Origin of the sequence: Wenzhouxiangella sp. XN201 (assembly GCF_011008905.1) — a bacterium.
Lineage (GTDB): Bacteria > Pseudomonadota > Gammaproteobacteria > Xanthomonadales > Wenzhouxiangellaceae > Wenzhouxiangella.
Genome location: NZ_JAAIVI010000017.1, coordinates 1700388 through 1725802, shown reverse-complemented (window position 1 = coordinate 1725802; position 25415 = coordinate 1700388). Strand labels below are relative to the sequence as shown.

Genomic DNA, 25415 nt, shown 5'->3' with positions numbered 1-25415 from the left:
CGCGATGACCCATGATGCCGACATCACCTGGATGCGACTTGCCCTGGCCCTGGCCGGGGAGGCCGAAGCCATGGGTGAGGTGCCGATTGGCGCGGTGCTGGTCGATGCCGACGGACAGATTCTGGGAGAAGGCTGGAACCGGGTGATCGCCGATTCCGATCCGTCCGCACACGCCGAAATCGTCGCCCTGCGCGAAGCGGCCGGCAAGCGCGAAAACTACCGCCTGCCCGAGACCACCCTCTATGTCACCCTCGAACCCTGCAGCATGTGTGCCGGAGCCCTGATCAACGCTCGCGTCAAGCGCGTCGTCTACGCAGCCGACGACCCGCGCGCCGGCGCCCACCATTCCGTCTTCGAAGTCCTCACCAGCCCCAGGCTCAACCACCGCTGCGAAGTCACCGGCGGCGTGCTGGCCGAGGAGTCCGCCAAAATGTTGCGGCGCTTCTTCCGAAGCCGGCGCTAGCCCCTAGTCGTCCCGGCCCCCGAGCCGGGACCTCCCACACATCATTACGGCACGGCCCGGCTCACGACCATCTCCACCGTGCGAGATCCCGGCTCAGGGGCCGGGATGACACGCCAATATGTCGTCCCGGCCCCCGAGCCGGGACCTCCCACATATCGTTGCGGCACGGGCCAACTCACTGTTCGCCGATCCGTGCGAGACCCCGGATAATCGCTGACGCGATTTCCGGGGCGACAAGGTACCAACCAGCCGACCAGCCAACCAGCCAACCAGCCAACCAGCCAACCAACCCCGGCGGGCATCGCCAAGGCAATCAGTGCTACCATTTCGAGTTCTGTTCAACTCAAGTACGAGGAAATTCGTGAACAAGTCCCTGAATCTCTTGACGCTGGCGGTTGCCGCCAGTCTGCTGATGGCCTGCTCGGATCAGTCACCGCCCCCTCCCGACGCGCCCGAGGCGCCTGAAACGGCCGAGGCTGAAGCGCCGGAAGGCACTGAAACCGAAGCTTCTTCCGAATCGGAAGGCTCGGCTGAAAATCCCCTCCTGACCGAAAACGATCTGCCCTACGGCATGCCGCCGTTCGACCGGATCGAGTCCGAGCATTTCATTCCGGCCTTCGAGGCGGCGATGGAAGAGCATATGGCCGAAATCGAGGCCATTGCCGGCAACGACGAGGAGCCGACCTTCGAGAACACCATCCTCGCCCTGGAGCGCTCCGGCCAGACGCTGCAGTACATCGGCCGCACATTTTCCAACCTGACCAGCACCGTGACCAACGACACGCTGCAGGAAACCCAGCGCAAGATGGCGCCCAAGTTCTCGGCCCACAGCGATGCGATCAATCTCAACGCCGACCTGTTCGCCCGGGTCGAGGCGATCCATGAGCAGCGGGCCGAGCTGGATCTCAGCCCCGAGGGCCTGCGCCTGGTCGAGGAGTACCACAAGGACTTCGTCCGCGCCGGCGCGCAGCTGAGCGAAGAAGACAAAGAAACGCTCAGGAAGATGAATTCCGAGCTCGCCGAGCTGACCACGCAGTTCAGCCAGAACGTGCTCAAGGAAGTCAACGACTCGGCCGTGGTCTTCGACAGCCGCGAGGCATTGGCGGGTCTGAGCGAGGCGCGCATCGAAGCAGCCGCTGCCGAAGCGGCCGAACGTGAGCTGGGAGAGGGCAAGTACGTCATCACCCTGGTCAACACCTCGATCCAGCCGCCGATCGCCAACATGGAAAATCGCGATTCGCGCGAGAAGGTCAAGAAGGCCTCCCTGGCACGCGGCACCCGCGGCAACGAATTCGACAACACCGGCGTGGTCGCCGATATCGTCAAGCTGCGTGCCGAACGGGCCCGGCTGCTGGGTTACGACACCCACGCCGACTACGTGCTCGAAGACCGCACCGCCCAGACCGTCGAGGCGGTCAACGGCATGCTCGGCGAGCTGGCCCCGATTGCCGTGGCCAATGCCCGCCTGGAAGGCCAGGACATCCAGGAGATGATCAACGAAACCGAGGAAGAGCCGTTCGAGCTCCGCTCCTGGGACTGGTTCCGCTACGCCGAGATGGTCCGCCAGGACCGCTACGCGTTCGACGAGGACCAGATCAAGCCCTACTTCGAGATGAACACCGTGCTCGAAGACGGCGTGTTCTATTCGGCCGAAAAGCTGTTCGGCATCACCTTCGAAAAGCGCCCGGACCTGCCGACACAACATGAAGACGCCACCGCCTGGGAAGCCTTCGAGGCCGACGGCACGCCACTGGGCATCGTCATCATGGACTTCTACGCCCGCGGCACCAAGCGGGGCGGGGCCTGGATGAACTCCTATCGACTCAATTCCGAGTTGCTGGGCGGCAACCCGGTGCTCGGTATGCACCTGAACGTGCCCAAGCCGCCGGAAGGCGAGCCGACCCTGCTGACCTGGGACGAGACCACCACCATGTTCCACGAGTTCGGACACGTCGTGCACGGCCTGTTCTCGGACGTCGAATACCCGAGCTTCGCCGGCACCAGCGTGCCGCGCGACTTCGTCGAGTATCCCTCGCAGGTCTATGAGATCTGGGCGGCCTGGCCGGAAGTGCTGGCCAACTACGCCAAGCACCACGAGACCGGTGAACAGATCCCGCAGGAACTGCTCGACAAGGTGATCGAGGCGCAGAAGTTCAACGAAGGCTTCGCCACCACCGAGTACCTGGCCGCGGCCATCATCGACCAGGCCCTGCACCAGCTCGCGCCAGAAGACACCCCGGCGGCCGATGAAGTGATGGACTTCGAGGCCAAGGTTCTGGCCGACAACGGCCTGGACTACGAGCCGGTCCCACCGCGCTACCGCACGCCGTACTTCTCGCATTCCATGGGTGGCTACGACGCCGGCTACTACTCCTACATCTGGAGTGAAGTGCTGGATGCCGACAGCGCCCTGTGGATCAAGGAAAACGGCGGCCTCGACCGCGAAACCGGCCAGCACTACCGCGACACCATCCTGTCGAAGGGCGGCAGCAAGGCGGCGATGGACCTGTACCTGGACTTCGCCGGCCGCGAACCCTCGATCGAGCCGCTACTGGAACGCCGCGGCCTGATCATCGACGGCGAGGAGTAATTTAGGAACGGCTTCCAAGCCGCGACCGATCTCCCAAAACCCCGGCCACTGCGCCGGGGTTTTTTGTTTGCGTCGTCCCGGCCCCCGAGCCGGGACCTTGCACTCGCCTAAAACTGTCGTCCCGGCCCCCGAGCCGGGACCTCGCACACATCATCCGGCACGGCCCAACTGACCGCCCGCCAACCCGTTACAATACCCGCCCATGCCGAGGTGGCGGAATTGGTAGACGCGCCAGGTTTAGGTCCTGGTGGGGAGACCCGTGGAGGTTCGAGTCCTCTCCTCGGCACCAGAGTCAGTATCCGGGGCAATCAAGCAGGGCGAGCAAGATGACTGAACAAGATACACACGGCCACGCTGCCGAGTACTACGAGGATGAAATCAGCCTCGTCGACCTGGCTATCGGATTGTGGGAACAGAAGTGGGTCGTAATCGGCGTGGCTGTGCTGTGCACCTTGCTAGGCGTTGCTTACGCTGTGGTTCGCCCGCTGGTCTACGAGTACGCCACCACCATTGAAATCGGCACCCGCCTGGAAGGCTCTGAAACACAACCGGTCGAGCCACCGGGCAACGTTGTTGCCAAGCTCGAGCGGAACTACATTCCCGAAGCCATTCGCACCTTCGAAGAAGAACTGCAGGAAGCGAACGGCGGATCTGTGAATCTCCGTGTAAGCGCCAGTTCGCCGCGTGACACCAACCTGGTGGTTCTGACAAGTGAGGGGGCTGATGATCTGGGGGACTATTACATCCGTCTGCACGAACGCGTGGTAGGTCGCCTGGCCAGCGATCACGAGCGTGACACCAAGTTGGAACAGGTGCGGATGAGAAACCAGCTTGAAGAGGCACAACTCAGGCTGGAAGAGCTGACCGACGAGCGCGTGCTCAAAGTCGAACGTCAGGAGTTGCAGAACCGCATTATTGCTGAACAGAATAAGCTGGAAAACCTGGCTGGCCAGCAGGAGTTGCTGGAGGCCGAACTGGAGAATCTCGACGTTCAGGAGGAGCTGGTTCAAAACCGTCTCGAAGAACTGTCGGAGTTTATCGCCGGTGCCCGTGAGCGCCGTGCGCAGACTCAAACCGAGGTCCGGGGTGGCGCCGAGGGCATGGCGTTGATGCTGATCGACAACGAACTGCAGCGCGATATCGACCGTCAGACAGAACTCGAAGAAAGGCTGCTGGTCGAGATTCCCGAATCCCGAGCCAGCCTGCGCAGCCAACTCGCAGACAACCAGCGCGAGCAGTCATTGCAGCGTGAGACGATCGATGCCCTGGAAGCCAAGTACGAAAAATTGTTGCTTGATCAGGAACATCGCCTACCGCAAGCGCGAGCGAAAGTCGAGGAACTGGAAACGCGTCTTGCCAACCTGCGTGAAACCCGCGCCGTGCTGCCGCCTCGACAGTCATTAAACCCGGTAGGATCGGGGCGTAGCATGATTGTCGTGCTCTCAGTTGTTCTGGGGCTGGTGCTCGGTGTTTTTGCGGCCTTAATGGTTGGTTTTGTCGGGTCGGTTCGCAAGCGATTGAGTTCGGAGTCCTGATCCGGAAAATTGAAGGTGCCGCTCTACCTCGATAAAGTTTTGGCCCAGCTTGTCTATCCCCTCGGATTATCAGTCGCCCTAATTTTCCTGGGGCTAGGCCTATTGGTGTTGGGCAAGAGGCGGGTAGGTGCCAGCCTTATCGGTGTGGGCGTCTTTTGGGTCACGCTTTGGTCACTTCCGGTGGTCTCCGATCGGATTCGGGCCTCACTGGAACAGCGCTATGACAACTTGCCAGCCGAGCTCGCACCCGAAGTGGACGCCATTGTTCTGCTCGGCGGTGGCGAACGCGGCAGACCGAAAGACTGGCCATATCCGGATCTTGATCGCGCCGCCGACCGTATCTGGCATACGGCGCGCCTGTTCCACGCCGGCAAGGCCGAGAAGATCATCGTCTCCGGGGGCAGTATGGACTGGAAGGGTGCAAAACAAACCAGCGCCGAGGCCATGCGCGCGTTGCTCACTGACTTGGGCGTACCCGAGTCAGCCATTCTGATGGAAGCTGAAAGCCGCAATACCCGCGAAAACGCCGTCAATTCTGCCGCTATTGCGAACCACAACGATATCGAACTGGTGCTGCTCGTAACCTCGGCCCTTCACATGCGCCGTAGCGTGGCTACATTTCGGGCGGCAGGGCTCGAAACTGTGCCGGTCGCAGCCGACTTCGAGGTCATGCCAGAACCGGGACATGCCCTTCGTTGGCTGCCGGATGCCGAGGCGCTGCACAACAGCACTCGGGCTCTCAAGGAATACCTGGGCTACTGGGTCTATCGATGGCGCGGCTGGGCGGAGTAGGGCGAATTGCCACAAAGCTGTTGATTACTGCGGCAGTGAGAGCTAGACTGCTGCGTTCAAATTTGAACAATACGTCACAATTCATTATAGAGAGAGGCCTTTGGGACTGACACCCAAGGGCGGTAGCGTGCCAGAATCCCCCCTAGATCTCGACACTCGCTTTAGGCTCCTGAGGGCGCTGGAAGAAGACCCCAACGTTTCCCAACGCGACCTCTCGAAGGAGTTGGGTTTGAGCCTGGGCAAGATTAACTATTGCCTCCGTGCGCTTGTGGACAAGGGATGGGTCAAGGCCGGCAACTTCCGGCGCAGTGAAAGAAAGCACCGCTACCTCTACCAACTAACCCCCGCCGGCCTCAGCGAAAAAGCCCGCATAACCAACCGATTCCTTAAACGCAAGATCAAAGAACACCAGGCGCTTGCCGAGGAGATTGAACGCCTGCGAAATGAACTCTCGGGGACTGGAGACGAAAATACACGGACCGCCACAACGGCGAATTCCACAGCAAACCTTGGATTTGTAGACAAGAAATGATTCGAGTCACGATTTTCGGAACCGGATACGTGGGCTTGGTTTCAGGGGCTTGCCTGGCCGAAGTCGGTCACCACGTCACCTGTGTGGACATTAATCAGGAAAAGATCGACGCCCTCAATGGGGGAAAGATCCCGATCTACGAGCCGGGTCTCGAGACCATGGTTATAGAAAATTGCCAGGGCGGCCGTCTACACTTCACTACCGATCCGGTGAAGGCCGTTGCTGAGGCTGAGATCATCTTCATAGCTGTTGGCACGCCACCCGATGAAGACGGCAGCGCCGATCTGAAATACGTCCTGCAGGTGGCGACCACTATTGGCGATCATCTTCTGGGGCCGGCAATCATTGCCAACAAGTCCACGGTACCAGTCGGAACTGCCGACCGGGTCAGGGAGACGATACAGTCCCGGCTGGGTGAGCGGGGCGAAACAATTGAAATCGACGTCGTCTCCAACCCGGAGTTTCTCAAGGAAGGTGCCGCGGTTGACGACTGTATGCGGCCGGATCGCATTATTATCGGAACCGATTCGGGAAAAGCCGTCGAGAGTCTGCAAAAACTCTACGCGCCGTTCAACCGCAATCGCGATCGCGTTATCGTCATGGACGTGCGCTCTGCAGAGCTGACTAAATACGCCGCCAACGCAATGCTGGCCACCAAGATCAGTTTTATGAACGAAATTGCAAACATTGCGGAACGTGTCGGCGCGGATGTCGAGCAGATTAGGCGTGGCATCGGTTCAGATCCCCGCATCGGCTGGCACTTCATCTATCCCGGTGCGGGTTTCGGAGGATCGTGCTTCCCCAAGGATGTTCGCGCCCTGGCCAGTACCGCCGCCGAACACGACGTCGAGCCAGAACTGATCCGAGCCGTGGAGTCAGTTAATGACCGGCAGAAGCGCCACCTGTTCGAACTGATCTGCCGCCACTACGGCGGGGAAGATCAGCTCAAGGGCAAGACCTTCGCCCTATGGGGCCTAGCCTTCAAACCCAATACCGACGACATGCGCGAGGCCTCCAGCCTGACATTGCTTAAAGACCTTCAGCAATCGGGCGTCTGCGTTTCGGCATTCGATCCCGAAGCAATGGCCGAAGCTCAACGCGTCATCGGAGAACAACCTAGCCTCATCTATGCCGAGAACGCTGAACAGGCTTTGGATAATGCGGATGCCCTGATCATCGTCACCGAATGGAAGCAATTTAGAAGCCCGGATTTCGACCTGCTCCGCGATAAGCTCACCGATAAGGTCATCTTTGACGGTCGAAACCTCTATAACCCGAAAGATGTTGAGGTTAATGGGCTGGCCTATTACGCCATAGGTCGTGGACGCAGTGTAAAGCGATAGCGCCAGCGCCCATTATCCGAAAAACGCATCTAACTTTATGGTGCCCATTTCAGTCACTTGCTGTGCCGGATTTATTGGCTCCAACTTCGTCCACCACGTGTTTGGATCGAGTAACGCGCGAGTGGTCAATCTGGATGTGCTGACCTACACCGGCAACCGCGAAACCCTGATCCTGCGGGACGACCGGCATGTATTCGTTCGTGGCGACATATGCAACGTCCCACTGGTGCGCAAAATGCTCGATGAGCACCGCCCCGAGGCGATCGTGCATTTTGCTGCAGAATGTTATTTCGACCGCTCGACTGACGACCCGTGCGCCTTAATCCGCACCAACGTGGTCGGCGCCTAAACCGTGCTCGACGCCGCGCTGGACAACTGGGAGGGTGAGGCGAGATGCTTCCGATTAGAGAGGAGGTAAGGCCATTGGAGAAGCCCGATTGAAAGTACTATTTCTTCGCCAAACGTTGACGCCCAGGGGTCGAGCCGATTGAGCGATCGAAGGCATCTCTTAGAGGCGCTGTCTGGCGCTGCGGCAGCGCTTGTGCTCAAGGTTGTCGGGGCAGTGATCGTGTTTGCCTTGAATATCCTGATCGCGCGCGCACTCGGTGTCGAAGGGGCTGGGCTCTATTTTATGGCACTGTCGGTCGTCATGATCGCTTCCGTGCTGGCGCGGGTCGGCATGGACGTGCCGCTTATAAAGTTTATTGCAGCCAGTGCAGCGCGTCAGGAACACGGACGGATTCAGTCGATCTATCGCTCCGGCGTACTTACCGTTGCGCTTGGCAGTGGGACGCTTTCCATCGCGTTGTTCATGGCGACGGAACCGCTTGCCAGCGGCTTGTTCGGCGCGCCCGATTTGGTTCAGCCCCTGCGAGTCATGGCCTTGGGGGTCATTTCGTTTTCACTGATGACGATTATCGCGGAGAGTCTCAAGGGACTGCATCGAGTCGCTTTGTCGGTGCTGGTGTCTGCCATCTTCTACCCTCTGGTCACGATTGCACTCGTGTGGCCATTATGTATTCACTTTGGTCCCGCGGGGGCGGGTATTGCATTCGTGACTGGAACGGCTATTGCGGGGCTTGTTGCGTCGGTATTCTGGAAGAAATTTCAGCCCGTTTCCCAAGGAGAACTCTTTCCGTACGCAAAACTTTGGAAAAGCGCACATCCGCTTTGGGTCATGTCGATTGTGAACCGTGGGCTTATGCCCTGGGGGCCGCTTTTCATGCTTGGTATCTGGTGGACGGCTGAGGATAGCGGGGTGTTCGGAGCGGCAACTCGGATTTCAGCCATCCTTTCAATGCTGCTCATTGCTGTCAATATGTCGCTGGCACCCAAGTTCTCCGAGCTATACGCTCAAGGAAAGATCCGGTCCATGGAGACTGTGGCCCGACGATTCGCTTTGCTTGTAACCGTCGGTGCCAGTCCCCTGTTCGTGCTCTTTTTGCTAGCGGGCGACCGAGTCTTGGCACTATTTGGGCCCGGATTCGAGGTTGGCCATTTTGCTCTCGCCATTCTGGTGGTCGGGCAGATCGCGAATGTTGTCTGCGGCTCGGTGGCTTACATTTTGATCATGGCGGGGCAAGAGTCCGACGTACGTTTCGCTACGATCGTTTCGGCAGTCGTCCTATTAGTATTGGGCTGGTTGTTGATCCCCAGCTTGGGTATGGAAGGCGCCGCTTTGGCGGCGAGCGCATCCGTAATCGTCAATAATCTTATTGGGTTTGCCTTCGTCTACTCTAGATTACGCATTGTAACAATACCTTTCCTGCCCAGGCGACGGGTGGCCGTCGAATGACATCCAACCGCGTCCTGCCCAATTTGTATATTGCAGGTGTTCAGAAAGCGGGGACGACTTCGCTATTCGACTGGCTCGGTCAACATTATGGAGTTTTCGCACCCGACGAAGCGAAGGACTTCCCATTCTTTTCTCGAGTTGAACGCTACCGGGAGGGTCCATCCAGTCTTGGTTCGATGTATTCTGCTTACCGGGACGACCGACACCGCTGGGCGCTGGGTGCTGAAGCGAACTTGCTCTTTGCCCCCGGGGCGATAGATCGGCTCGCCGCGACCCTGCCGAATGCGAGCATCATTGTTTTACTCAGAAGCCCCCTTGAGCGGTGTGTCTCGGCGTGGACCTTTGCCAAGGAGCGGTTGGTCGAGAGCCGGGGTTTCGAAGAAGCGATGGCTGACGAGTTGGCGGGCCGGGAGTTCGATCCAGAGTCTTTCGATGGAATGCAGATGAACTATCTCAGTCATAGTCGGTATTCATGCGGGGTCGAGCGGTTGATGCACTACTTTCCGCGAGACCGTGTAATCGCACTGATATATGAAGAGTTTTTTTCCGACCCGAAGTCGTCGTTCGGCTCACTGCTTTCTAGGCTCGGGCTTGAGTGGTCTGAGGAAATAAGTTTTGTGAACACCAACAAGACCGCATCGGGTAGCCGGAGCGCACTTTTGAGTCATCTTATCTTTCGTCCCCGTAGAACGGCCTGGTATTGGCGGTTAGGCACATTGCTGACATCGCGCAATGTCAGGGCTTCGATGCGAAGATCATTGCGTGCTTTAAATCGAAGCCGGTCGGGCCCTTCCGCGAGATCTAAGCTCGACGCTTCCATGCTCCTAGACTTTCACCGCGAGGAAACCCGGCGGATCGAGTCGCTACTTGGGCGTCCGATACCGACTTGGGCGAATCCACGGTTTTGCAAGGGGTTGCAGGAGGGATCTCGGCCGAAAATTGAAACGAAGAACTCGCCGCATTCCTGAATGACTTGAATGCACATTTTACAAGTCAACAACTACGATCATGTGCGTGGAGGCTCGGATGTCGTTTTCTTTGAGACATCGCAACTGCTGAAACACGCGGGTCATCGGGTAACACCATTCGCCACAATTGCCCGTGGGCAACAACGCAATCCAGAAAATTGCTACTTTCCGACCACGCTGGACACGCGGAAGGCCGGTGTGTTATCCACCCCTCGATTTCTTCACAACCGTGCCGCCCGTCGGGGCTTGTCCGCAATGCTCTCCGACCTCGCCGCTGTCGACGTCGCTCATCTACACATCTATTATGGTCAGCTCACTTCTTCGATCCTTGGCGAACTTCGTCGTCGCCGTATACCAATCGTTCAGACGCTTCATGAATACAAATTGGCCTGTCCGATTTACACAATGGTACGAGGCGGTCACCCGTGTGATCTTTGTGTCAATGGCTCGACGTGGAATCTTGTTAAGCACAGATGTAAAGACGATTCGCTTTCTCGCTCGATGCTGATGCTAGCCGAGTTCTGGGCGTCCCGCCTTCAGGGGGACGTTCGGCACATCGATCGATTTATCTGTATAAGCGAGTTCCAACGCAAAGTGATGCTGCGTGCAGGCCTTCCGGAAGAGAAGCTGATGGTCATCAACAACTTCGTCGATGTGGATGCATTCCGTCCCTGTGCCTCCAATGAGAAAGGTGACTACCTTCTCTATTTTGGAAGAATTGAAGCTCTCAAGGGCGTGCCGACGCTGGTGGAGGCAGCACACCAATCCGGTCGACGGCTCATTCTTGCCGGGACGGGTAGCTGGCAGGGCGAGCTTGCCGCATTCGCGGGTCGATCGAAGTACATCGAGCATTTGGGGTTTCTTGAGGGCGAGAAGCTACATGATTTGGTTTCGAAGGCACGTGCCGTGGTCGTGCCATCCGAATGGTACGAGCCTTTCGGCCTGACCGTGCTCGAGGCCAAGGCTTCGGGTACGCCGGTTATCGGATCCGACATGGGGGCTATTCCCGGGCTGATTCGTGACGGTATCGATGGCTTTGTATTCACTGCGGGAAGTATCGAGTCTCTGACTGCGGCTATCGAGCGGTTGGAGCGTTCCGATCTGTCGGTGCTGGCCCAAGCCGCACGTTCAGATGTGCTTGATCGATTCAGTTCCAGCAGTCATCTTGCAAAACTGATGGGGGTTTACGGGCAGGCTATTGAGCGGAACGATCGTGAGAGCTAATCTCGTTTCGTGCGGTCAGGCACTATGATCTCCAAAGGTGCATCCAGTGTGACTGACCGCCGCTTTCTCGTAATTGCGGGTGAGCCTAAGGCCGGTACGACCTCGCTCTATCGCTGGCTTTCTTTTCATCCGGATATTGGTGCCTCCGTGGTCAAGGAAACAAGGTTCTTCCTTGACCGAGACTATCCGCTTGCTCGACCTTCCACCTACAATGGTACCAACCTCGACTCGTATCTAGAGTTGTTTCGAGATACCGATCGAAACGTCCTTCTCGAAGCGACGCCGGACTACTTGTACAATCGGTTGCCGCTGGTGCTTCCCCAGCTTCTGCCGGAGTGCCGAGTTGTTATCATTCGCCGTGACCCGGTGTCAAGGATGATTTCGGCGTATGAGTATTTTCGACAACGGGGTTTGTTGCCCAAGAATCTTTCTTTCGACGATTACGTTCTCTTCCAGTCCAGATCCTCGATTAATCCGGAAACGCCCGTTCCCTATCGCACTCTAGACCAATGCCGCGAATCGTACCTCAAGGCATTTCGCACAGCATTCGGACTCCGTCTCCTCGAACTTCCCTTTGACCGGCTCAAGTCCGATCCGCTTGGCGTCGTTGCTGAGGTTTGCCGCTTCTCAGGCATCGATCCTGAAAGCCTGTCCGTAGAGAATTTCGCGACAAGCAATAAGACGCGTGTCGCCCGGAGTCCGGGAGTTGTCCGTTTGTTCGACAGGCTGCGATTGCACATAAGTCACCGTCTGCGAAAAAGATCGAAAATGCGCGCATGGCTTAGGCCCATGAGTCGTAATATTCGCAAACACTTGTTTGTGAAAGAGGGTCCTTTTCAGATTCAAGTCGGCGACCAAACGGTGGCGTTGATTCGTCGGTGGGTCGAATCCTAACCAAGGATTGAGCTTGTATGATCTTCGTTGTCGGAAACAGTCGTAGTGGAACAACGATGCTGGGGCGGATTCTGGGGCGGAGTGCCGACGTGCACACCGTAGATGAAATCCATTTCTTCGAGCGTCTTGTTACGGCCGCTGAGATTTCTTCACGCCCCTCATGGAGCCATGGGCGTTTACTCGAAAGCGGAGAGAAGCTGCTGACTGCAGCCCGCGAGGGGGTTTTCACCGAGGTTCAACCGGGCAAGTATCGGGAAGAAGTCGAGTCCGCGATAAAGGACGATGAGCTCGGTGATCCCATCGCCTTGTATCGATCGCTCATGACCCGCGAGGCCCGCATGGCAGGCAAGCGGGTCCCCTGCGAGCATACGCCACGATACATCTTCGTTGCCGATCTCCTTCTCGAAGCCTATCCGGACTGCCGGATCATCCATGTTCATCGTGATCCTCGTGATGTATTGCTGTCTCAAAAGAATCGCTGGCGTCGTTCGGGGATGTCCGCCGGCGGTTTTCCCTTAATCTGGACTCTGCGCTCGTGGGCGAATTATCATCCCTGGTTGACAGCTCGATTGTGGGTCTCGGTGATCCACAAGGCAGATACTTTAAGACAGCATGGTAGATTTTTCGAAGTTGGTTACGAGTCAATCGTGAGGGAGCCTGAGCAAGCACTTTCTGAGATTTGCAAATTCTTGGGAATTTCTCATGATCCTGAGATGATGGATGTCGAGTGGCGCGGATCATCCCAGGCGCGTGACGACGAGCAATTGCGAGGTATGAATGTGGCCCGAGTGGGCGCGTGGAGGCGAGGCGGACTAGCTAGCGCTGAAAAATTTCTCTGTGAGAAGGTGGCTGCTCCGAGCATGATTTCCAGAGGCTATGAGCCGGCGAAGGCGCGCCCGAATCCTATCGGGCTTGCCTGGTCGCTCCTTACGCTGCCGCCCAAGTTGTTCGTAGCCGTTCTTCTCAACCTCGGGCGACTTGCAAATCCTGTTGAATTCTTCAGACGCCGGTTCGGTTGACGTGCATGAACCCTACATTGATTATTAAACGGAAATCATTGGCATGAGTGAATATCTAAGCCGACTGCGACAAGCCTTAATTTCTGGGGTGACCTGGAAACATCCTCTGGTTTCCGTGGCGCTTAAACTCAGCGATCCAATCGACTATCTGGTTCGTTGCGCACGCAATATGAGTTCCTTTCCACGCATGTCTGTCCGGGCGCGCTCCAATGGCCTGCGTGGTCAGTTCGGGGGCGTCAAATTTAGAAAAATGGGCGACTCATTTGTATCCGAGTTGCGCGATCGCGGATGGCTTAAGTCCGGAGATAAAGTGCTGGAGATAGGATGCGGGTGCGGTCGCAATGCATTCGCCATAGCTCGTCAGCTGGATTATTTTACCTACGAAGGGTTGGACATAGATCGTGTATCAATTGAGTCGGCCGCACGCAACCGCACGCTTTTGCACCACGGCTGTCGCTTTCAATTCATTGATGTTCGTAACGCCGAATACAATCCACAGGGCGCATGTGTTGCGAATGAATATCGTTTTCCTCGCGATGACAATTCCTACGATGTGGTCTTCCTAGTGTCGGTATTCACACATATGATGCCAGATGATGTATCCCATTACTTAGTCGAAATCGCTCGATTGCTCAAGCCGGGGGGGCGAGTTGTATTCACAACATTTCTTATGGATCATGATTGTTGTTTCAATGGGCAAACGTTTTCCTATGGCAGGGGGCCCTTTCGATCCACTGAAAAGGAACTTCCCGAGATCTGTGTCGGCTATTTCATGAAATTCTTTGATGAAGCCTTGTCGAACGCTGGCTTGAATCGCCTCGATTCCCCGGTACTGAGCGGTCTCCGAAAAGAGGATGGAATAAAGGCCACCGGGCGCTTTTCCCAGGACGTCGTCACGGCAGTGAAGCCGCAGGCTACGGAATGAAATCGGCACGCTCCGGATTTCTCTTACATTTTCTGAGCGCGAGCTGGGAATGGTAGCTCAACTGGACCGTCAGTTCATTTCGACAAGGCCTTGGAAGGTTTGGCCCCGCCTTTGCGCCTACCTGTTTTTTGAAGGTAGGCCTGTGACTACTCGCGGCCGTTGGATCAATCCATTTGTCTTCTCCAACCTGGCCGTTATGAAGCGATTGCCGGTGCCAGGACGTGTTGACCGGCCGATATTTATAACGGGAACGGGACGGTCAGGTACCACAGTTCTGGGTCTTGTTTTGGCGATGCATCACTCGGTTGGTTTTCTGAACGAGCCCAAAGCTATCTGGGCGTCACTTCTATCTGATGAGGACCTTGTAGGGAGCTATCACACCGACATCGCGCGATATCGGTTTGACTCAAGTGATGCGGACGAACTGATATTGGGTCGGGTGCACAGGCTCTATGGCTGGTATTCGGCGTTGAGCTTTTCCAGCCGGATCGTGGAGAAGTATCCGGAGATGATTTTTCGCGTCCCCTTCCTCAAAGCTTTGTTTCCAGACGCTCGCTTTATCTTCATCTCACGTCGCGCCGACGACACGCTTTCATCGATTGACCAATGGTCAAGAGATCACGCTGTAGAGACCTCGTCGACCCGGGATGATTGGTGGGGCCGTGATGGGCGGAAGTGGCGCCTTCTTGTCGAACAGCTCGTCCCGGAGCACGACGACCTACGTGAGCATCGGCAGTCGCTGTTGACATCAAGCAACCATTGTGAGCGTGCTGCTGTCGAGTGGTTGGTGACAATGCGTGAGGGCCTGACCCACTTATCTCAAATGCCAGAGAGGGTGCTTCACGTTTCCTATGAAAAGCTTTGCCGTTCCCCTAGGTCAGAGCTGTTGCGTATTACTGATTTCTGTTCTCTTGATCCGGAGCAGCGGTTTGTCGAGTATGCGGAATCAATTTTAACGCCGAAAAGTTCCAAACCTCAGGTCGATTTGCCGGCATTTCTTCGTCACGCGGTGAACAAAACTCAAACTGATATCGACGGTCTCCTGTCATGAGGGTTGCTATTGCAGGCACTGTTGGAGTTCCGGCACGCTATGGTGGTTTCGAAACGCTGGCTGAAAACTTAGTACGCCACCATAGAGTGGCTGGCCGAAAAGAAGAGGTATCAGTTTATTGCAGTAGTGTCGGAAGCGATCGGGGGGCTTCGAGTTTTCTTGAAGCAAAGTTGCGCTATTTTCCCCTCAGCGCCAACGGAATTTCGAGCATTCTCTACGATGTGTTGTCTTTGCTCGATGCTGTTCGCCGGCGAGAAGACGTAGTGCTGCTGTTGGGGGTTTCGGGCGCGCTGATCCTGCCGCTCTTGCGCTTGATTTCAAGAACCCGGATCGTGACCAACATTGACGGGATTGAGTGGCAACGCGAGAAGTGGGGCAAGTTCACACAAGCCTTCCTGCGCCTCTCGGAGTGGTCTTGCGTTCGCTTTTCCCACGGCACTATTGCCGACAACGAAGTCATTGCGCAGTACCTTCGAAGGCAATACGGCGTTGATCCACATATGATCGAATATGGTGGCGACCATGCGGTTGCTGAATCGCCAGCCGACGTAAGCGATCTTGCGCTGCCGCCGCGCTACGCCCTGTCGTTGTGTCGTGTTGAGCCGGAAAATAATCTGCACGTTGTGCTTGAGGCCTTTTCGCGGCACTCGAATCAGTCGCTTGTGGCAGTAGGGAACTGGTCGGACAGTGAATACGGTCGGTATCTTCGGTCGAAGTTTGATGCAACTCCTAACTTGCGATTTCTGGACCCTGTCTATGATGCTTCTCGAGTGCGTGCGATTCGCGATCGAGCCTGGGTCTACATACATGGGCATTCCGCCGGTGGCACGAATCCAGCGCTTGTAGAGATGATGCACTTCGGTGTACCAATTTTTGCTTATCGGTGCGAATTTAACATTTCCACAACGGAATCCTGCGCGTACTACTTCCGTGATGCCAACGAGTTATCTAGTCTGCTACAACAATCCACTGATTTTGCCGCGCTGGAATCCAATGGTCGCGCCATGTTAAAAATCGCAAAGAAGCGCTATACGTGGCGACGCATTGGTGCTGCGTATTTCGATGTGTTGCAGCAGGTGAACTATGGGTGAGGTGCGGTCTGGCGATTGTGTGGGGTTCGTATCCCAGCGGCCTCAAGGGCTGTCGGGAGTGTTGACGGTTTCGCCGGCGCGCCTGATGATTGTGACTGCAGTACTGGCACTGGTGTTTCAGGAGTTGTTCGAGACGGTACTGCCAGGGCGCAGTGCTTCAAACTTGGACGAAGTTCTGCTTGTAATTCTATTCTGCGTCGCCCTTTGGATACAGTGCGCTTCCCGAAGGCTTTCGGCGGTGATGCTTCTGCCGCCTGCGCTCTTTGTCTATCTGTTCTGGGTGTCGGCTGCGTTTGGGGTCAATCGAAACATTTATGAGATTGGTGTTCAGTCACTTCTTCACGTGCAGCTTTTTTTTGCATTTGTTGCAGTATTTTTAATTGAACGTCGCTATCGGGGTATTGCGCGGCTGAGCCTCGAGTTGGCTACGTTTGGATCGCTGCTCGGACTGTTGCTACAAATCATATTCCCCGGAACGTTTGAGGCAATTTTCGGATCGCCTTTCAGTGACGTCGGAGCGGGCCGGTATCTATTCGATCGGTTCGACGGCGTACAGAGAAACCCGAACGCGCTGGGTGTATTGCTTGCTCTCAGCTGTGTTGTCTGGTTCTTTCCAGAAAAGAAAGTAAAAAGCCTGACATGGTATTTTTGGGTTATCTTGCTTGTTTCTGGCGTCGCCTTGACTGGGTCAAGGACCGCTATGATGATCTTGATTTTTGGTGCTGTATTCTCTCGCGCGCCCATTCGAAAGCTCGTATTCATTACTTTGATGGGCACAATCCTGCTTTCAGTTACCGGTTCTTCCCAGCTGCTGTTTCAAAAGACAGAATCAACCGTTGATTACTTGATTGAGACGCCGGTTGAAGAGAGTCGCTATACGCGCTGGGTAATGGCCTACTACGGAGCAAGATTGGCTGCAACTAATTTTCCGATTGGAACTGGAAGTGCGACATTCGGCTCGGCATTGGCTCACGAGAGCGACGTGTATCAGAAACTCGAGATCGATAGTTTGCCAGCGGTCATCGAAGGACGAGTCCAAGATTCGAACGTTGGGTCCATAATGGGGGAGTTCGGTGTGTTGGGCATGGTTCTTTTCCTGAGCTCCTTGGTGTTATTGATGCAAGCTGGAGCCAGCGCACAGCGCTCAGTCTTTCGGTTTAGTGGGTACGGCAATCGAGTTTTTCTGCTGATGCTCTGCATTGCGGTGCTTATGTTCGGCATGCGGCCGTTCTTCAACAGTTCGTATTACGGTATGATATTTTCACTTGCATTTTTTGCGGCGCTGGATCGTGAGGGTAAACTTGGGGTCGCCCTTGCCCATCCTAAGTGAGATCTCACTGCCTTTGGACAGCGCCTTTGAATGGCGATTGATATTTATGACTAATCTATTAAAGAAGTTTCGATACACTTCCGGGCGGGCTCTACGTCAGGTGAAGCTGCTGCTAAGCGGCGAAATGGAACGCCGCCATGCTCTGGTTGGAAATCCCGAACTCTGGCGCATGAAGCGAGCTTTCCAGCTCGATTTTCTACAAAGCAGCGGAATCAAGCCAAAGCATTTTTTTCTAGACATGGGTTGTGGGACGCTCAGGGGCGGTATCCCCTTGATTGACTTTCTTGAAAAAGGTCGATATTACGGTATCGATGTACGCGAGGAGGTGCTAGAGGAAGCCCGTTCAGAGCTTTCGCAGAGTGGCTTGCAGGGTAAAAAACCTCAACTCCTGCTGGTAACAGACCCCGTTACGGCAGAGTTAGGAAAGAAATTTGATTATATTTGGTCCTTTTCCGTATTGATCCACATGACAGATGAGATTTTGGAGGCGTCGCTTGCGTTTGCCGCGCGTCATCTTCAAGAGAATGGGGTGTTTTTTGCTAATGTAAATGTTGGTGATGCCGATGATGGCGAGTGGCAGGGATTTCCAGTCGTGACTCGCCCTCTATCGTTCTACCGGAATGCGTGCAGATCGCACGGGCTGGATGTTGAGGATATCGGCTCTCTCAAAAGTCTTGGGCACATTTCTGGAAAGCGTTCCCAGGACGCGCAGAGGATGCTGAGAATGAGTGTGAAATCTTCAGATTCCAAGCACCAAGTTTGGTGACCGAAGAATCGGAGCGGTGAGCGGTAGTGCGTGGATTCAGATAACTACTGCGAGAAAGCAACTCGTTGGTGGTCAATGGTTCGAGGTGGGTGCCCACCTTTACTACGAGTTCGCGTTGCTTGGGTGGGGAAGCGGCCATTTATCCGAGCATGCAAAAACAAATTTGTTCTTCGCGCCCTTAAATTGGCTGCCCGCGCAGATGCGCGGGCAGCCAAGTGGTTTGAGTTGAGGGGATTTCTAAGTTACTCAGATTTCGTTATTGCGGTATTGGCGTCGGGCATGAGAACTGATTCCAGGGAGGCTATGCGCTCTTGAAGCGCTCCCAGTTCAGAGATTTCCTTTCGCAGGGCTTCATTTTCTTGCTTCAGTGCCTTGACGGCTCCAAGGGCAATACCTGCCATATCGGTGGTGGAAATGTGCTTGTTGCTCGTTCCAAGCCCAAAGACGTCGTAAAAATCTTCAGCCATCGGGCCAATATGACGACTGTCTGGATCCTTGATATAGCTCCACTCGTGAACTGGCAATTCATCCAACTTTGTGAGCAACTCTTGGCCGTTCAAGTCAGCGATATCCTGTTTGAGCGCACGACTTGATGAGGGATTCACAGATCCTGATGTGTAAACATCGCCGCCATCAGTTACACGAAATTCAACCTGACCAGATCCGACACGATTGAACATGAAATCCCCTTCCGAACGTGCGGCAAATGTCCAATTCGCTGCTTCAGTATTAATGAACTGAAAACCAACGTTGCCATTGTTGATTAGGCGGAACAGGTTTCTGGGAGCAGCTGTGCCGCTGGTGTTCTGAACCAAAACTTGTACGTTCTGACTATTGCCTGTACCGGCATCGTCTCCAGTGACATGTAGTTTATGAGTGGGGTTGTTAGTCCCCATCCCCACGCCATTCGCCGTAACTTCAAGCGAGTTCACAGGTGCATTATAGGCAAAGCCGCCAGCTCTTCCATTGTCGTTGTAGAAGAACAGTCCGGTGGTGAAGTGCTGAACTCTGAAGTCGCGAGTAGTAGTGGTTCCCGAAATAGCATTGAAGAAAGAGGTTGTGAAAAGCAAGGTATTGGGAGTCGGGAAAAAGGATGAGCCGGAATTGCGAATATGGAGCCTTGCCTGTGGAGCGGCAAGCCCAAGGCCGACATTGCCTGAGTCAAGAATCCGGAGGCTGTCTTCTGGCGCGTTACCGTCAATTCTGAATGGGTCGTTGCCCAGAGAAACATTCTTTATAGCAAAATAGTTCTGAGGGTCTGTGGAGATACCAGCATTCGGAACTATAGCCCAATCATGCCAATCTGGGTCATCAACTTCAAAGAGGAGCCGGCTGGGAGCGGTTCGCTTCATTTTGGATTTTGCGATCCAACTGTCAATAACCGGGAAGCTTTCCGGCTCCGTACAACCGTCGTTTACGCAAAGTTCATTAGTCGCAACTTCCGCAAAAGTGTCCGCGTGAGCGCTCGGCACCAAGAAGTCGAGTAAGTTTCCAGCTACGCGTTGGATTATCCCGGGTTGCGCGTTTTGGCTCAGACCTTCGTCGGTTTCAAGATCAGCCCCATCCAGGGAACGTTTTTCAATAGCGGTGCCACCATCAACATGAAATTGCCCCGTCACGCGTTGCTGGACGCCATCGCCGGAGAACGTAATCAGTTCGTAGGTATAGATGCCATCTGGCAGCTTTTCGAGCAATTGTGCCGACGCCTGTCCATCTGCAGAATGCTGGAAATGTGGGGATTTTGCTTCAAGAAGCAAATCGGCGGTCACGAATGAACCGCTTTTCGGCACATTCAGCGTCAAAGCGTACCCTTTCGGGCCGGCGATTCGAAGTTCCGCTGAATTGAAAGTATTTGCCGTCTGAATGTCGATAAATTCAGGGCCAACGTACACTTCCGTGTCGGAACTGATGGATAAATCCTGCGCCTCAGCGGAATTCGGGGTGCCCGGGCCGAATATGGCCGCGGAGACCGCCAGCGCTGCGAGAGTCGATATTACAAGTTTCGTATTTCGCATGGTAATACTCCCTAAGTAGTTACCGGTGAAGCGTTTGTGGAACGCGAATCTGAATTTAAGTAGTCGGGCGTTAAAAAAAAGTTAATGCACCCGGCCATCGCGTCTCACCGAGCAACTCAGCCGCAGCCTGCATGCGCTGGACGTGCGACTGTGCATCGGTTCACTCTACTCATACGGGAATCAGACATGATTCATGCCATCGGATCCTGAAAAAGTTTCGCAAGCTTGGCGCCATTGGCTTGGCTCAGGCGTCTGACCGGGGCAGGATCTGGCCCAGCCAGGGCGCCGGGTCCACCGGGATTCCGCCGACGTGCAGCTCCCATCGCAGGGCACCCATATCCCCGGCGACACCCCGAGTAATTCGTCCCAACTTCTGGCCCCTGTTAATCTGATCGCCATCGGCAACGTCAATCTCATCGAGCTGGGCATAGACGGTAACTATGCCACCACCATGTGCAATTGCCACGGTCTTTCCCCGAGTCGGCAGATCATCGGCCATGGCGACAGTGCCGGCATTGCTTGCCAGCACTTCCTGAGCAGCGTCGGGGCGAATCCAGAGTCCCGGGCGCGGATGGTCGGGACGAAGCACCCCATGAAAAATCCGTTGGCCGTACTCGCCGACCACATCGCCTTCCAGAGGCGGGCGGAACGGGCGATTCCACTGGGGCTCGGTCGAAGACAATGAATTCAGAATTACGGGCAGAATGCGTTCTGCTTCAGTTCGCAGGTTCTCCTGGGAATATAGTGCAAAGATTTCGGGCGCTACCTCCGCTGGTAGCGGGGGATCCTCCGGCGGCATCGATTGCACCGACCGCCCGCCGGCAAGCGTTTGACCGTACTCGTTGATGGCCCCGATAGTGAGATTGAATTCCTGTCCGCCTGAGTCCCATGGCATTCCGCCAATTATCCAGGCCCCGTCAGGTGCATCAAGGATGCCCAGCGGCTGGCCTTCAAGCTGGGCAAAGAAATCTCCAGCCTCGAAGTGTTCACCTTCCCAAGTGATAGGTGCGACAAATGCTTTTCCGGCCTGTACGCTTTGTGGCGGATCGACAGAAAATTCCGTTTCCGGAAATTCTCTTGGCGGATAGGTTTCCGGTGGTTCTCCACCATCATTGACATGCTCGACGACGGTTCGGGCAAAACGGGGCAGGGCCGTGACACCGAACGAGGCGGCAACCTGCTGATGGATCTTTAGCGGTGACAAGCCCCGCCCGAAGTAGGTTGAGCCGTCTGGCGACCAGAGCTCAAAGTGAAGGCGCGGGGGTGGGTCCGGCTGCTCCTCGCTCGGCAACAGGCCTGAATTTCCCATCAGGCCAAGCGGCTGGCCCTGCTCGACGGTGTCGCCCGGCGCGAGCTCGGGATTGACTCGGGACAGGTGGGCGTAGCGGGAGACATAACCCTTCTCGTGCCGAATCCAGACCTGGCGACCATGTACCCGGTCGAGTGCGTAGGATCCGGCATGGCCAGGCGCATCGACGATGGAGGCCCAGAAGGCGAGCACATCGGGTTCCGGCTCTGCATATTCTTGATCGATACGAATGATCTCGCCGGCTGCGACGGCAACGGCTGCTTCGTTTTGTGACAGGGGGCGGCCGGAATAGCCGTTGGAAAAATCGAAGCCTTGGTGGGGGCTTTCTCGGTATTCCACTGAGCCGCCGGGGAGGTCTCTGTCGACCAGAGAGAACGTGGCCCCCTCGATCGGAACCACAAGATCCGTTGGCCAATCCTTGGCAAATTGCGAATCCCGATCAGGCTCGGGGGCAGGCGAGCAGGCCGTCACCAAGGCGAAGCAGGCCGCGGACAGAATGAGAAGTAGAGATTTCAATTTAAATCCATCCATTTTCGGTCAATTTTTCGGTAATTGGCTGCGGTGTCTGGGTTAACATCAGCGCATTGTAACAACGGAAGTTCCCCAGAGATTCTGCCATGGAGGCCCAGCAGGTCGCTCCTGCATCGGTATATTGACGGTATTGACGAGGTTATGATCAATAAGCATTTGAAGGCACTTGAGGCCGAATCCATCCACATCATTCGCGAGGTGGCGGCGGAGTTTTCCAACCCGGTGATGCTCTATTCCATCGGCAAGGATTCTTCGGTGATGCTGCATCTGGCGCGTAAGGCATTCTGGCCTTCGCCGCCGCCGTTTCCACTATTGCATGTGGATACGACCTGGAAGTTTCGGGAGATGTACGAATTCCGCGATCAGATCGCGAAAGAAGTCGGTATGGAGCTTCTGGTTCATATTAACCAGGAAGGAGTCGAGCAGGGTGTCGGACCGTTTACCCACGGTTCGAAGGTGCACACCGATATCATGAAGACCCAGGCGCTCAAACAAGCGCTCAACAAGTACGGGTTCGATGCCGCTTTTGGCGGAGCGCGGCGGGACGAGGAACGTTCGCGGGCCAAGGAGCGTGTGTTTTCGTTCCGCGATCGCAATCATCGCTGGGATCCGAAGAGCCAACGACCGGAACTGTGGAATATCTACAACGGCCGGGTTCATAAGGGCGAGTCGATCCGTGTGTTTCCTCTGTCGAACTGGACCGAGCTGGATATCTGGCAGTATATCTATGCTGAGGATATCCCCATGGTTCCGCTGTATTTTGCTGCCGAGCGTCCGGTCGTGGAGCGCGATGGCATGCTAATGATGGTCGACGACGATACACGGATGCCGTTCGAGGCTGGCGAGAAGCCGGAAATGCGCATGGTCAGATTCCGTACTCTGGGTTGCTGGCCGCTGACTGGGGCAGTGGAATCGAATGCCACGACGCTACTAGACGTCATCTCCGAAACGATTTCGGTGCGTCAGTCCGAGCGGCAGGGAAGGGCGATTGACAAGGATTCCGGGGCGTCGATGGAAGAAAAGAAGATTCAGGGTTATTTCTGATGGCAGTTACAGATATTAAGAAAATCCTTGCAGAAGACTCCGACAAAGATCTTCTGCGCTTCATTACCTGTGGTTCCGTTGACGACGGCAAGTCGACGTTGATCGGGCGGTTGCTATTTGATTCGAAGCAGGTTTATGAAGATCAGCTTTCTGCAGTTGCCCGGGATTCCAAGAAGTGGGGTACGACTGGCGATGAGGCTGATCTCGCCTTGCTTGTTGACGGATTGCAGTCGGAGCGGGAGCAGGGGATCACAATCGATGTGGCATATCGGTATTTCGCCACTGCTCGTCGCAAGTTCATTATTGCAGACACGCCCGGGCATGAGCAGTACACACGCAATATGACAACTGGGGCTTCGACTGCGGATCTTGCGGTGATCCTGATCGACGCGCGCAAGGGTGTTCAAACGCAGACCAGGCGGCACTCATTTATCGTCTCGTTATTGGGCATCAAGCGGGTGATCGTGGCGGTCAACAAGATGGATCTGGTCGACTTCGATCAGCGCCGCTTCGAGGAAATTGAGGCAGGTTACCGGGAATTTGCTAACAAGCTGGATTTCGAGTCGGTGGATTGCCTGCCGGTGGCAGCGTTAGGCGGGGACAATGTGACCTTGCGAGGAGAGAGCCTCGGATGGTTTGAAGGTCCGACATTGCTGGAATTATTGGAGCGTGTACCGGGGGGTGGCGTGGGGTCATGCTCGGGAGAACGCTCTCACGAGGCTGCGAGGGATTTCCGCCTGCCCGTGCAGTATGTCAATCGCCACAGCTCTGATTTCCGCGGCTTCGCTGGAACAATCGCCGGCGGGTCGGTTGCTGTCGGCGATCCCATCATGGTCATGCCTTCGGGCCGGCAAAGCCAGGTCGAACGCATTGTGACTTTTGACGGCGACATCGATCGCGCTGAGTTCGGGCAGGCAGTCACACTGACCCTTCAAGACGAGATCGATATCGGTCGTGGCGACCTCCTGGTGCATCCCGACGAGCGCTCGCGGGTGGCCGAGGCCCTGGATGCTCGTGTGGTGTGGATGTCCGATGCGCCGCTCCTGCCAGGGCGGCAGTACGATATCAAGCTGGGACCGAAATCTGTCTCGGCGATTCCCGAGGTCATCGAACATCGCATTGATGTGAACACGCTCGAAAGTCAGCATGTCGATCAGCTCAACCTCAACGAGATCGGGCTAGTTCGCTGGCGATTGAGCGCCCCGGCAGCTTTCGACAGCTATCGGCATAACCGCCATACCGGCGCCTTTGTGGTGGTCGACCGCATCAGCAATCTGACCGTCGGTGCGGCTATGATCGTGCGACCGGTGACCGATACGTTGGCCGACAAATCACGCGATGTGGTCTGGCATGAGCACAAGATCACAAAGACCCAGCGTGCCGGGCAGAAGGCACAGCGTCCGGCGGTGCTGTGGTTTACCGGGCTGTCAGGTGCTGGCAAATCCTCGGTGGCCAATGCCCTTGAGCAGGCCTTGTTCCTGCGCGGGCATCACAGCTATCTGCTCGACGGTGACAACGTGCGTCATGGACTTAATCGGGACCTGGGCTTTACCGATGAAGATCGTGTTGAGAACGTTCGCCGTATCGGCGAGGTGGCGCGACTGATGGCAGATGCCGGGTTGGTGGTGATCACGGCATTCATTTCACCGTTTCGGTCCGATCGCGCACTGGTGCGCGAACTGATGGAGCCGGGCGAGTTTATCGAGGTCTACGTCAGTGCCAGTCTGGAAACCTGCGAGAGACGAGATCCGAAGGGATTGTATGCCAAGGCCCGTGCCGGTGCGATCAAGCATTTCACCGGTATCGACTCGCCTTACGAGCCGCCTGAGCATCCCGAGATCGTAATTGACACTGAGGAATTGTCAGTTGAAGAGGGCGTCGATGTGGTGTTGGAATACCTGAAGCGAAAGAGTATCCTGCATTGAGTTCGTGAGGATCTAGGCTGTTGGCGGACGCGGCAAGAATCGTTCTAGCATTGGGGCTCCCGTTTCTGACGGGAGCCCTTTTCGTTATGGTTCTCTCGCAGATCCGGCAACCAGGTTACTGGCCGCTTGTGGCCGGGTTGGCGCTTCCGCTGGGCCTAGTCAGCATCATCGGCGGCTACCTGGTACTCGGGAAATGGGGTTCTGGACTGAATTTTGGGTCAAACGTAGCGATACAGCTTGGCTTGGTAGCCGTGTTTGCTACGCTTGCCTGGG

Annotated in this window: 21 protein-coding genes and 1 tRNA gene; 20 read left to right on the top strand and 2 right to left on the bottom strand. The window is 55.9% G+C overall.

Features of this window, described 5'->3' with window-relative positions:
• The first annotated feature begins 4 nt into the window (after positions 1 to 4).
• The 18 genes from tadA (at position 5) to G4Y73_RS08055 (ending at position 18318) form a co-directional block, all read left to right on the top strand.
• The gene (tadA, locus tag G4Y73_RS08145) at positions 5 to 463 is read left to right on the top strand and encodes a tRNA adenosine(34) deaminase TadA (protein ID WP_164231047.1); all 459 of its coding nucleotides are present in this window, start codon (positions 5 to 7) and stop codon (positions 461 to 463) included.
• Positions 464 to 824: 361 nt separating this feature from the next.
• On the top strand, positions 825 to 3053 hold the full coding sequence (locus tag G4Y73_RS08135) for a M3 family metallopeptidase (protein WP_346426837.1): 2229 nt from the start codon (positions 825 to 827) through the stop codon (positions 3051 to 3053).
• 204 nt (positions 3054 to 3257) lie between these two features.
• A tRNA-Leu gene (locus G4Y73_RS08130) sits at positions 3258 to 3342 on the top strand.
• 37 nt (positions 3343 to 3379) lie between these two features.
• Positions 3380 to 4588, top strand: a complete 1209-nt coding sequence (locus G4Y73_RS08125; RefSeq protein WP_164231046.1) for a Wzz/FepE/Etk N-terminal domain-containing protein — start codon at positions 3380 to 3382, stop codon at positions 4586 to 4588.
• 15 nt (positions 4589 to 4603) lie between these two features.
• A complete protein-coding gene (locus G4Y73_RS08120) occupies positions 4604 to 5380 on the top strand; it encodes a YdcF family protein (protein ID WP_164231045.1) in 777 nt (258 codons plus the stop codon).
• Between the two features lie 127 nt (positions 5381 to 5507).
• On the top strand, positions 5508 to 5912 hold the full coding sequence (locus G4Y73_RS08115) for a MarR family EPS-associated transcriptional regulator (protein ID WP_164231255.1): 405 nt from the start codon (positions 5508 to 5510) through the stop codon (positions 5910 to 5912).
• Positions 5912 to 7255, top strand: a complete 1344-nt coding sequence (locus tag G4Y73_RS08110; RefSeq protein ID WP_164231254.1) for a UDP-glucose/GDP-mannose dehydrogenase family protein — start codon at positions 5912 to 5914, stop codon at positions 7253 to 7255. Before G4Y73_RS08115 ends, G4Y73_RS08110 begins: the two co-directional genes overlap by 1 nt.
• 37 nt (positions 7256 to 7292) lie before the next feature.
• Positions 7293 to 7604, top strand: a complete 312-nt coding sequence (locus G4Y73_RS08105; RefSeq protein ID WP_164231044.1) for a GDP-mannose 4,6-dehydratase — start codon at positions 7293 to 7295, stop codon at positions 7602 to 7604.
• 138 nt (positions 7605 to 7742) lie between these two features.
• Positions 7743 to 9050 carry a polysaccharide biosynthesis C-terminal domain-containing protein gene (locus tag G4Y73_RS08100; RefSeq protein ID WP_164231043.1) on the top strand — a complete coding sequence of 436 codons (1308 nt, stop codon included), beginning with the start codon at positions 7743 to 7745 and terminating at the stop codon, positions 9048 to 9050.
• Complete coding sequence (locus tag G4Y73_RS08095; protein ID WP_164231042.1) at positions 9047 to 10018, top strand: sulfotransferase; 972 nt, start codon at positions 9047 to 9049, stop codon at positions 10016 to 10018. Before G4Y73_RS08100 ends, G4Y73_RS08095 begins: the two co-directional genes overlap by 4 nt.
• 9 nt (positions 10019 to 10027) lie before the next feature.
• Positions 10028 to 11242 (top strand): glycosyltransferase family 4 protein, encoded by a 1215-nt coding sequence (locus G4Y73_RS08090; protein WP_164231041.1) that lies wholly within the window; start codon positions 10028 to 10030, stop codon positions 11240 to 11242.
• A gap of 48 nt (positions 11243 to 11290) precedes the next feature.
• On the top strand, positions 11291 to 12136 hold the full coding sequence (locus G4Y73_RS08085; RefSeq protein ID WP_164231040.1) for a sulfotransferase domain-containing protein: 846 nt from the start codon (positions 11291 to 11293) through the stop codon (positions 12134 to 12136).
• Between the two features lie 17 nt (positions 12137 to 12153).
• Positions 12154 to 13155, top strand: a complete 1002-nt coding sequence (locus G4Y73_RS08080; protein WP_164231039.1) for a sulfotransferase — start codon at positions 12154 to 12156, stop codon at positions 13153 to 13155.
• 43 nt (positions 13156 to 13198) lie between these two features.
• Complete coding sequence (locus tag G4Y73_RS08075; RefSeq protein WP_164231038.1) at positions 13199 to 14080, top strand: class I SAM-dependent methyltransferase; 882 nt, start codon at positions 13199 to 13201, stop codon at positions 14078 to 14080.
• Positions 14081 to 14222: 142 nt separating this feature from the next.
• Positions 14223 to 15131: a sulfotransferase gene (locus tag G4Y73_RS08070; RefSeq protein ID WP_164231037.1), complete on the top strand. Its 909-nt coding sequence runs from the start codon at positions 14223 to 14225 to the stop codon at positions 15129 to 15131.
• Positions 15128 to 16222, top strand: a complete 1095-nt coding sequence (locus G4Y73_RS08065) for a DUF1972 domain-containing protein (protein ID WP_164231036.1) — start codon at positions 15128 to 15130, stop codon at positions 16220 to 16222. Before G4Y73_RS08070 ends, G4Y73_RS08065 begins: the two co-directional genes overlap by 4 nt.
• Complete coding sequence (locus G4Y73_RS08060) at positions 16215 to 17552, top strand: hypothetical protein (protein ID WP_164231035.1); 1338 nt, start codon at positions 16215 to 16217, stop codon at positions 17550 to 17552. Before G4Y73_RS08065 ends, G4Y73_RS08060 begins: the two co-directional genes overlap by 8 nt.
• Before the next feature lie 100 nt (positions 17553 to 17652).
• Positions 17653 to 18318, top strand: coding sequence for a class I SAM-dependent methyltransferase (locus tag G4Y73_RS08055; RefSeq protein WP_164231034.1), 666 nt, complete (start codon positions 17653 to 17655; stop codon positions 18316 to 18318).
• A 242-nt stretch (positions 18319 to 18560) separates the two neighbouring features.
• Here the strand turns inward: G4Y73_RS08055 and G4Y73_RS08050 are convergent, their stop codons facing one another.
• Positions 18561 to 20333 (bottom strand): tail fiber domain-containing protein, encoded by a 1773-nt coding sequence (locus tag G4Y73_RS08050; protein ID WP_164231033.1) that lies wholly within the window; start codon positions 20331 to 20333, stop codon positions 18561 to 18563.
• Positions 20334 to 20577: 244 nt separating this feature from the next.
• Positions 20578 to 22173 (bottom strand): peptidoglycan DD-metalloendopeptidase family protein, encoded by a 1596-nt coding sequence (locus G4Y73_RS08045; RefSeq protein WP_164231032.1) that lies wholly within the window; start codon positions 22171 to 22173, stop codon positions 20578 to 20580.
• 141 nt (positions 22174 to 22314) lie between these two features.
• Here G4Y73_RS08045 and cysD point away from each other — a divergent pair, with 141 nt between their 5' ends.
• Together cysD and cysN are read left to right on the top strand one after the other, a co-directional pair.
• Positions 22315 to 23217: a sulfate adenylyltransferase subunit CysD gene (gene cysD, locus G4Y73_RS08040; RefSeq protein ID WP_164231031.1), complete on the top strand. Its 903-nt coding sequence runs from the start codon at positions 22315 to 22317 to the stop codon at positions 23215 to 23217.
• Entirely contained in the window at positions 23217 to 25142 is a 1926-nt protein-coding gene (gene cysN / locus G4Y73_RS08035; protein WP_164231030.1) for a sulfate adenylyltransferase subunit CysN, read from the top strand. The genes cysD and cysN overlap by 1 nt, the downstream gene beginning before the upstream one ends.
• Positions 25143 to 25415: the final 273 nt, after the last annotated feature.

Bases quoted from the DNA above. Each gene is read 5' to 3' on its own strand.
- G4Y73_RS08075 (WP_164231038.1), top strand. From the start codon at position 13,199: ATGAGTGAATATCTAAGCCGACTGCGACAAGCCTTAATTTCTGGGGTG.
- cysN (WP_164231030.1), top strand. From the start codon at position 23,217: ATGGCAGTTACAGATATTAAGAAAATCCTTGCAGAAGACTCCGACAAA.
- G4Y73_RS08125 (WP_164231046.1), top strand. From the start codon at position 3,380: ATGACTGAACAAGATACACACGGCCACGCTGCCGAGTACTACGAGGAT.
- G4Y73_RS08095 (WP_164231042.1), top strand. From the start codon at position 9,047: ATGACATCCAACCGCGTCCTGCCCAATTTGTATATTGCAGGTGTTCAG.
- G4Y73_RS08060 (WP_164231035.1), top strand. From the start codon at position 16,215: ATGGGTGAGGTGCGGTCTGGCGATTGTGTGGGGTTCGTATCCCAGCGG.
- cysD (WP_164231031.1), top strand. From the start codon at position 22,315: ATGATCAATAAGCATTTGAAGGCACTTGAGGCCGAATCCATCCACATC.
- G4Y73_RS08050 (WP_164231033.1), bottom strand. From the start codon at position 20,333: ATGCGAAATACGAAACTTGTAATATCGACTCTCGCAGCGCTGGCGGTC.
- G4Y73_RS08090 (WP_164231041.1), top strand. From the start codon at position 10,028: ATGCACATTTTACAAGTCAACAACTACGATCATGTGCGTGGAGGCTCG.
- tadA (WP_164231047.1), top strand. From the start codon at position 5: ATGACCCATGATGCCGACATCACCTGGATGCGACTTGCCCTGGCCCTG.
- G4Y73_RS08065 (WP_164231036.1), top strand. From the start codon at position 15,128: ATGAGGGTTGCTATTGCAGGCACTGTTGGAGTTCCGGCACGCTATGGT.
- G4Y73_RS08080 (WP_164231039.1), top strand. From the start codon at position 12,154: ATGATCTTCGTTGTCGGAAACAGTCGTAGTGGAACAACGATGCTGGGG.
- G4Y73_RS08045 (WP_164231032.1), bottom strand. From the start codon at position 22,173: ATGGATGGATTTAAATTGAAATCTCTACTTCTCATTCTGTCCGCGGCC.
- G4Y73_RS08105 (WP_164231044.1), top strand. From the start codon at position 7,293: ATGGTGCCCATTTCAGTCACTTGCTGTGCCGGATTTATTGGCTCCAAC.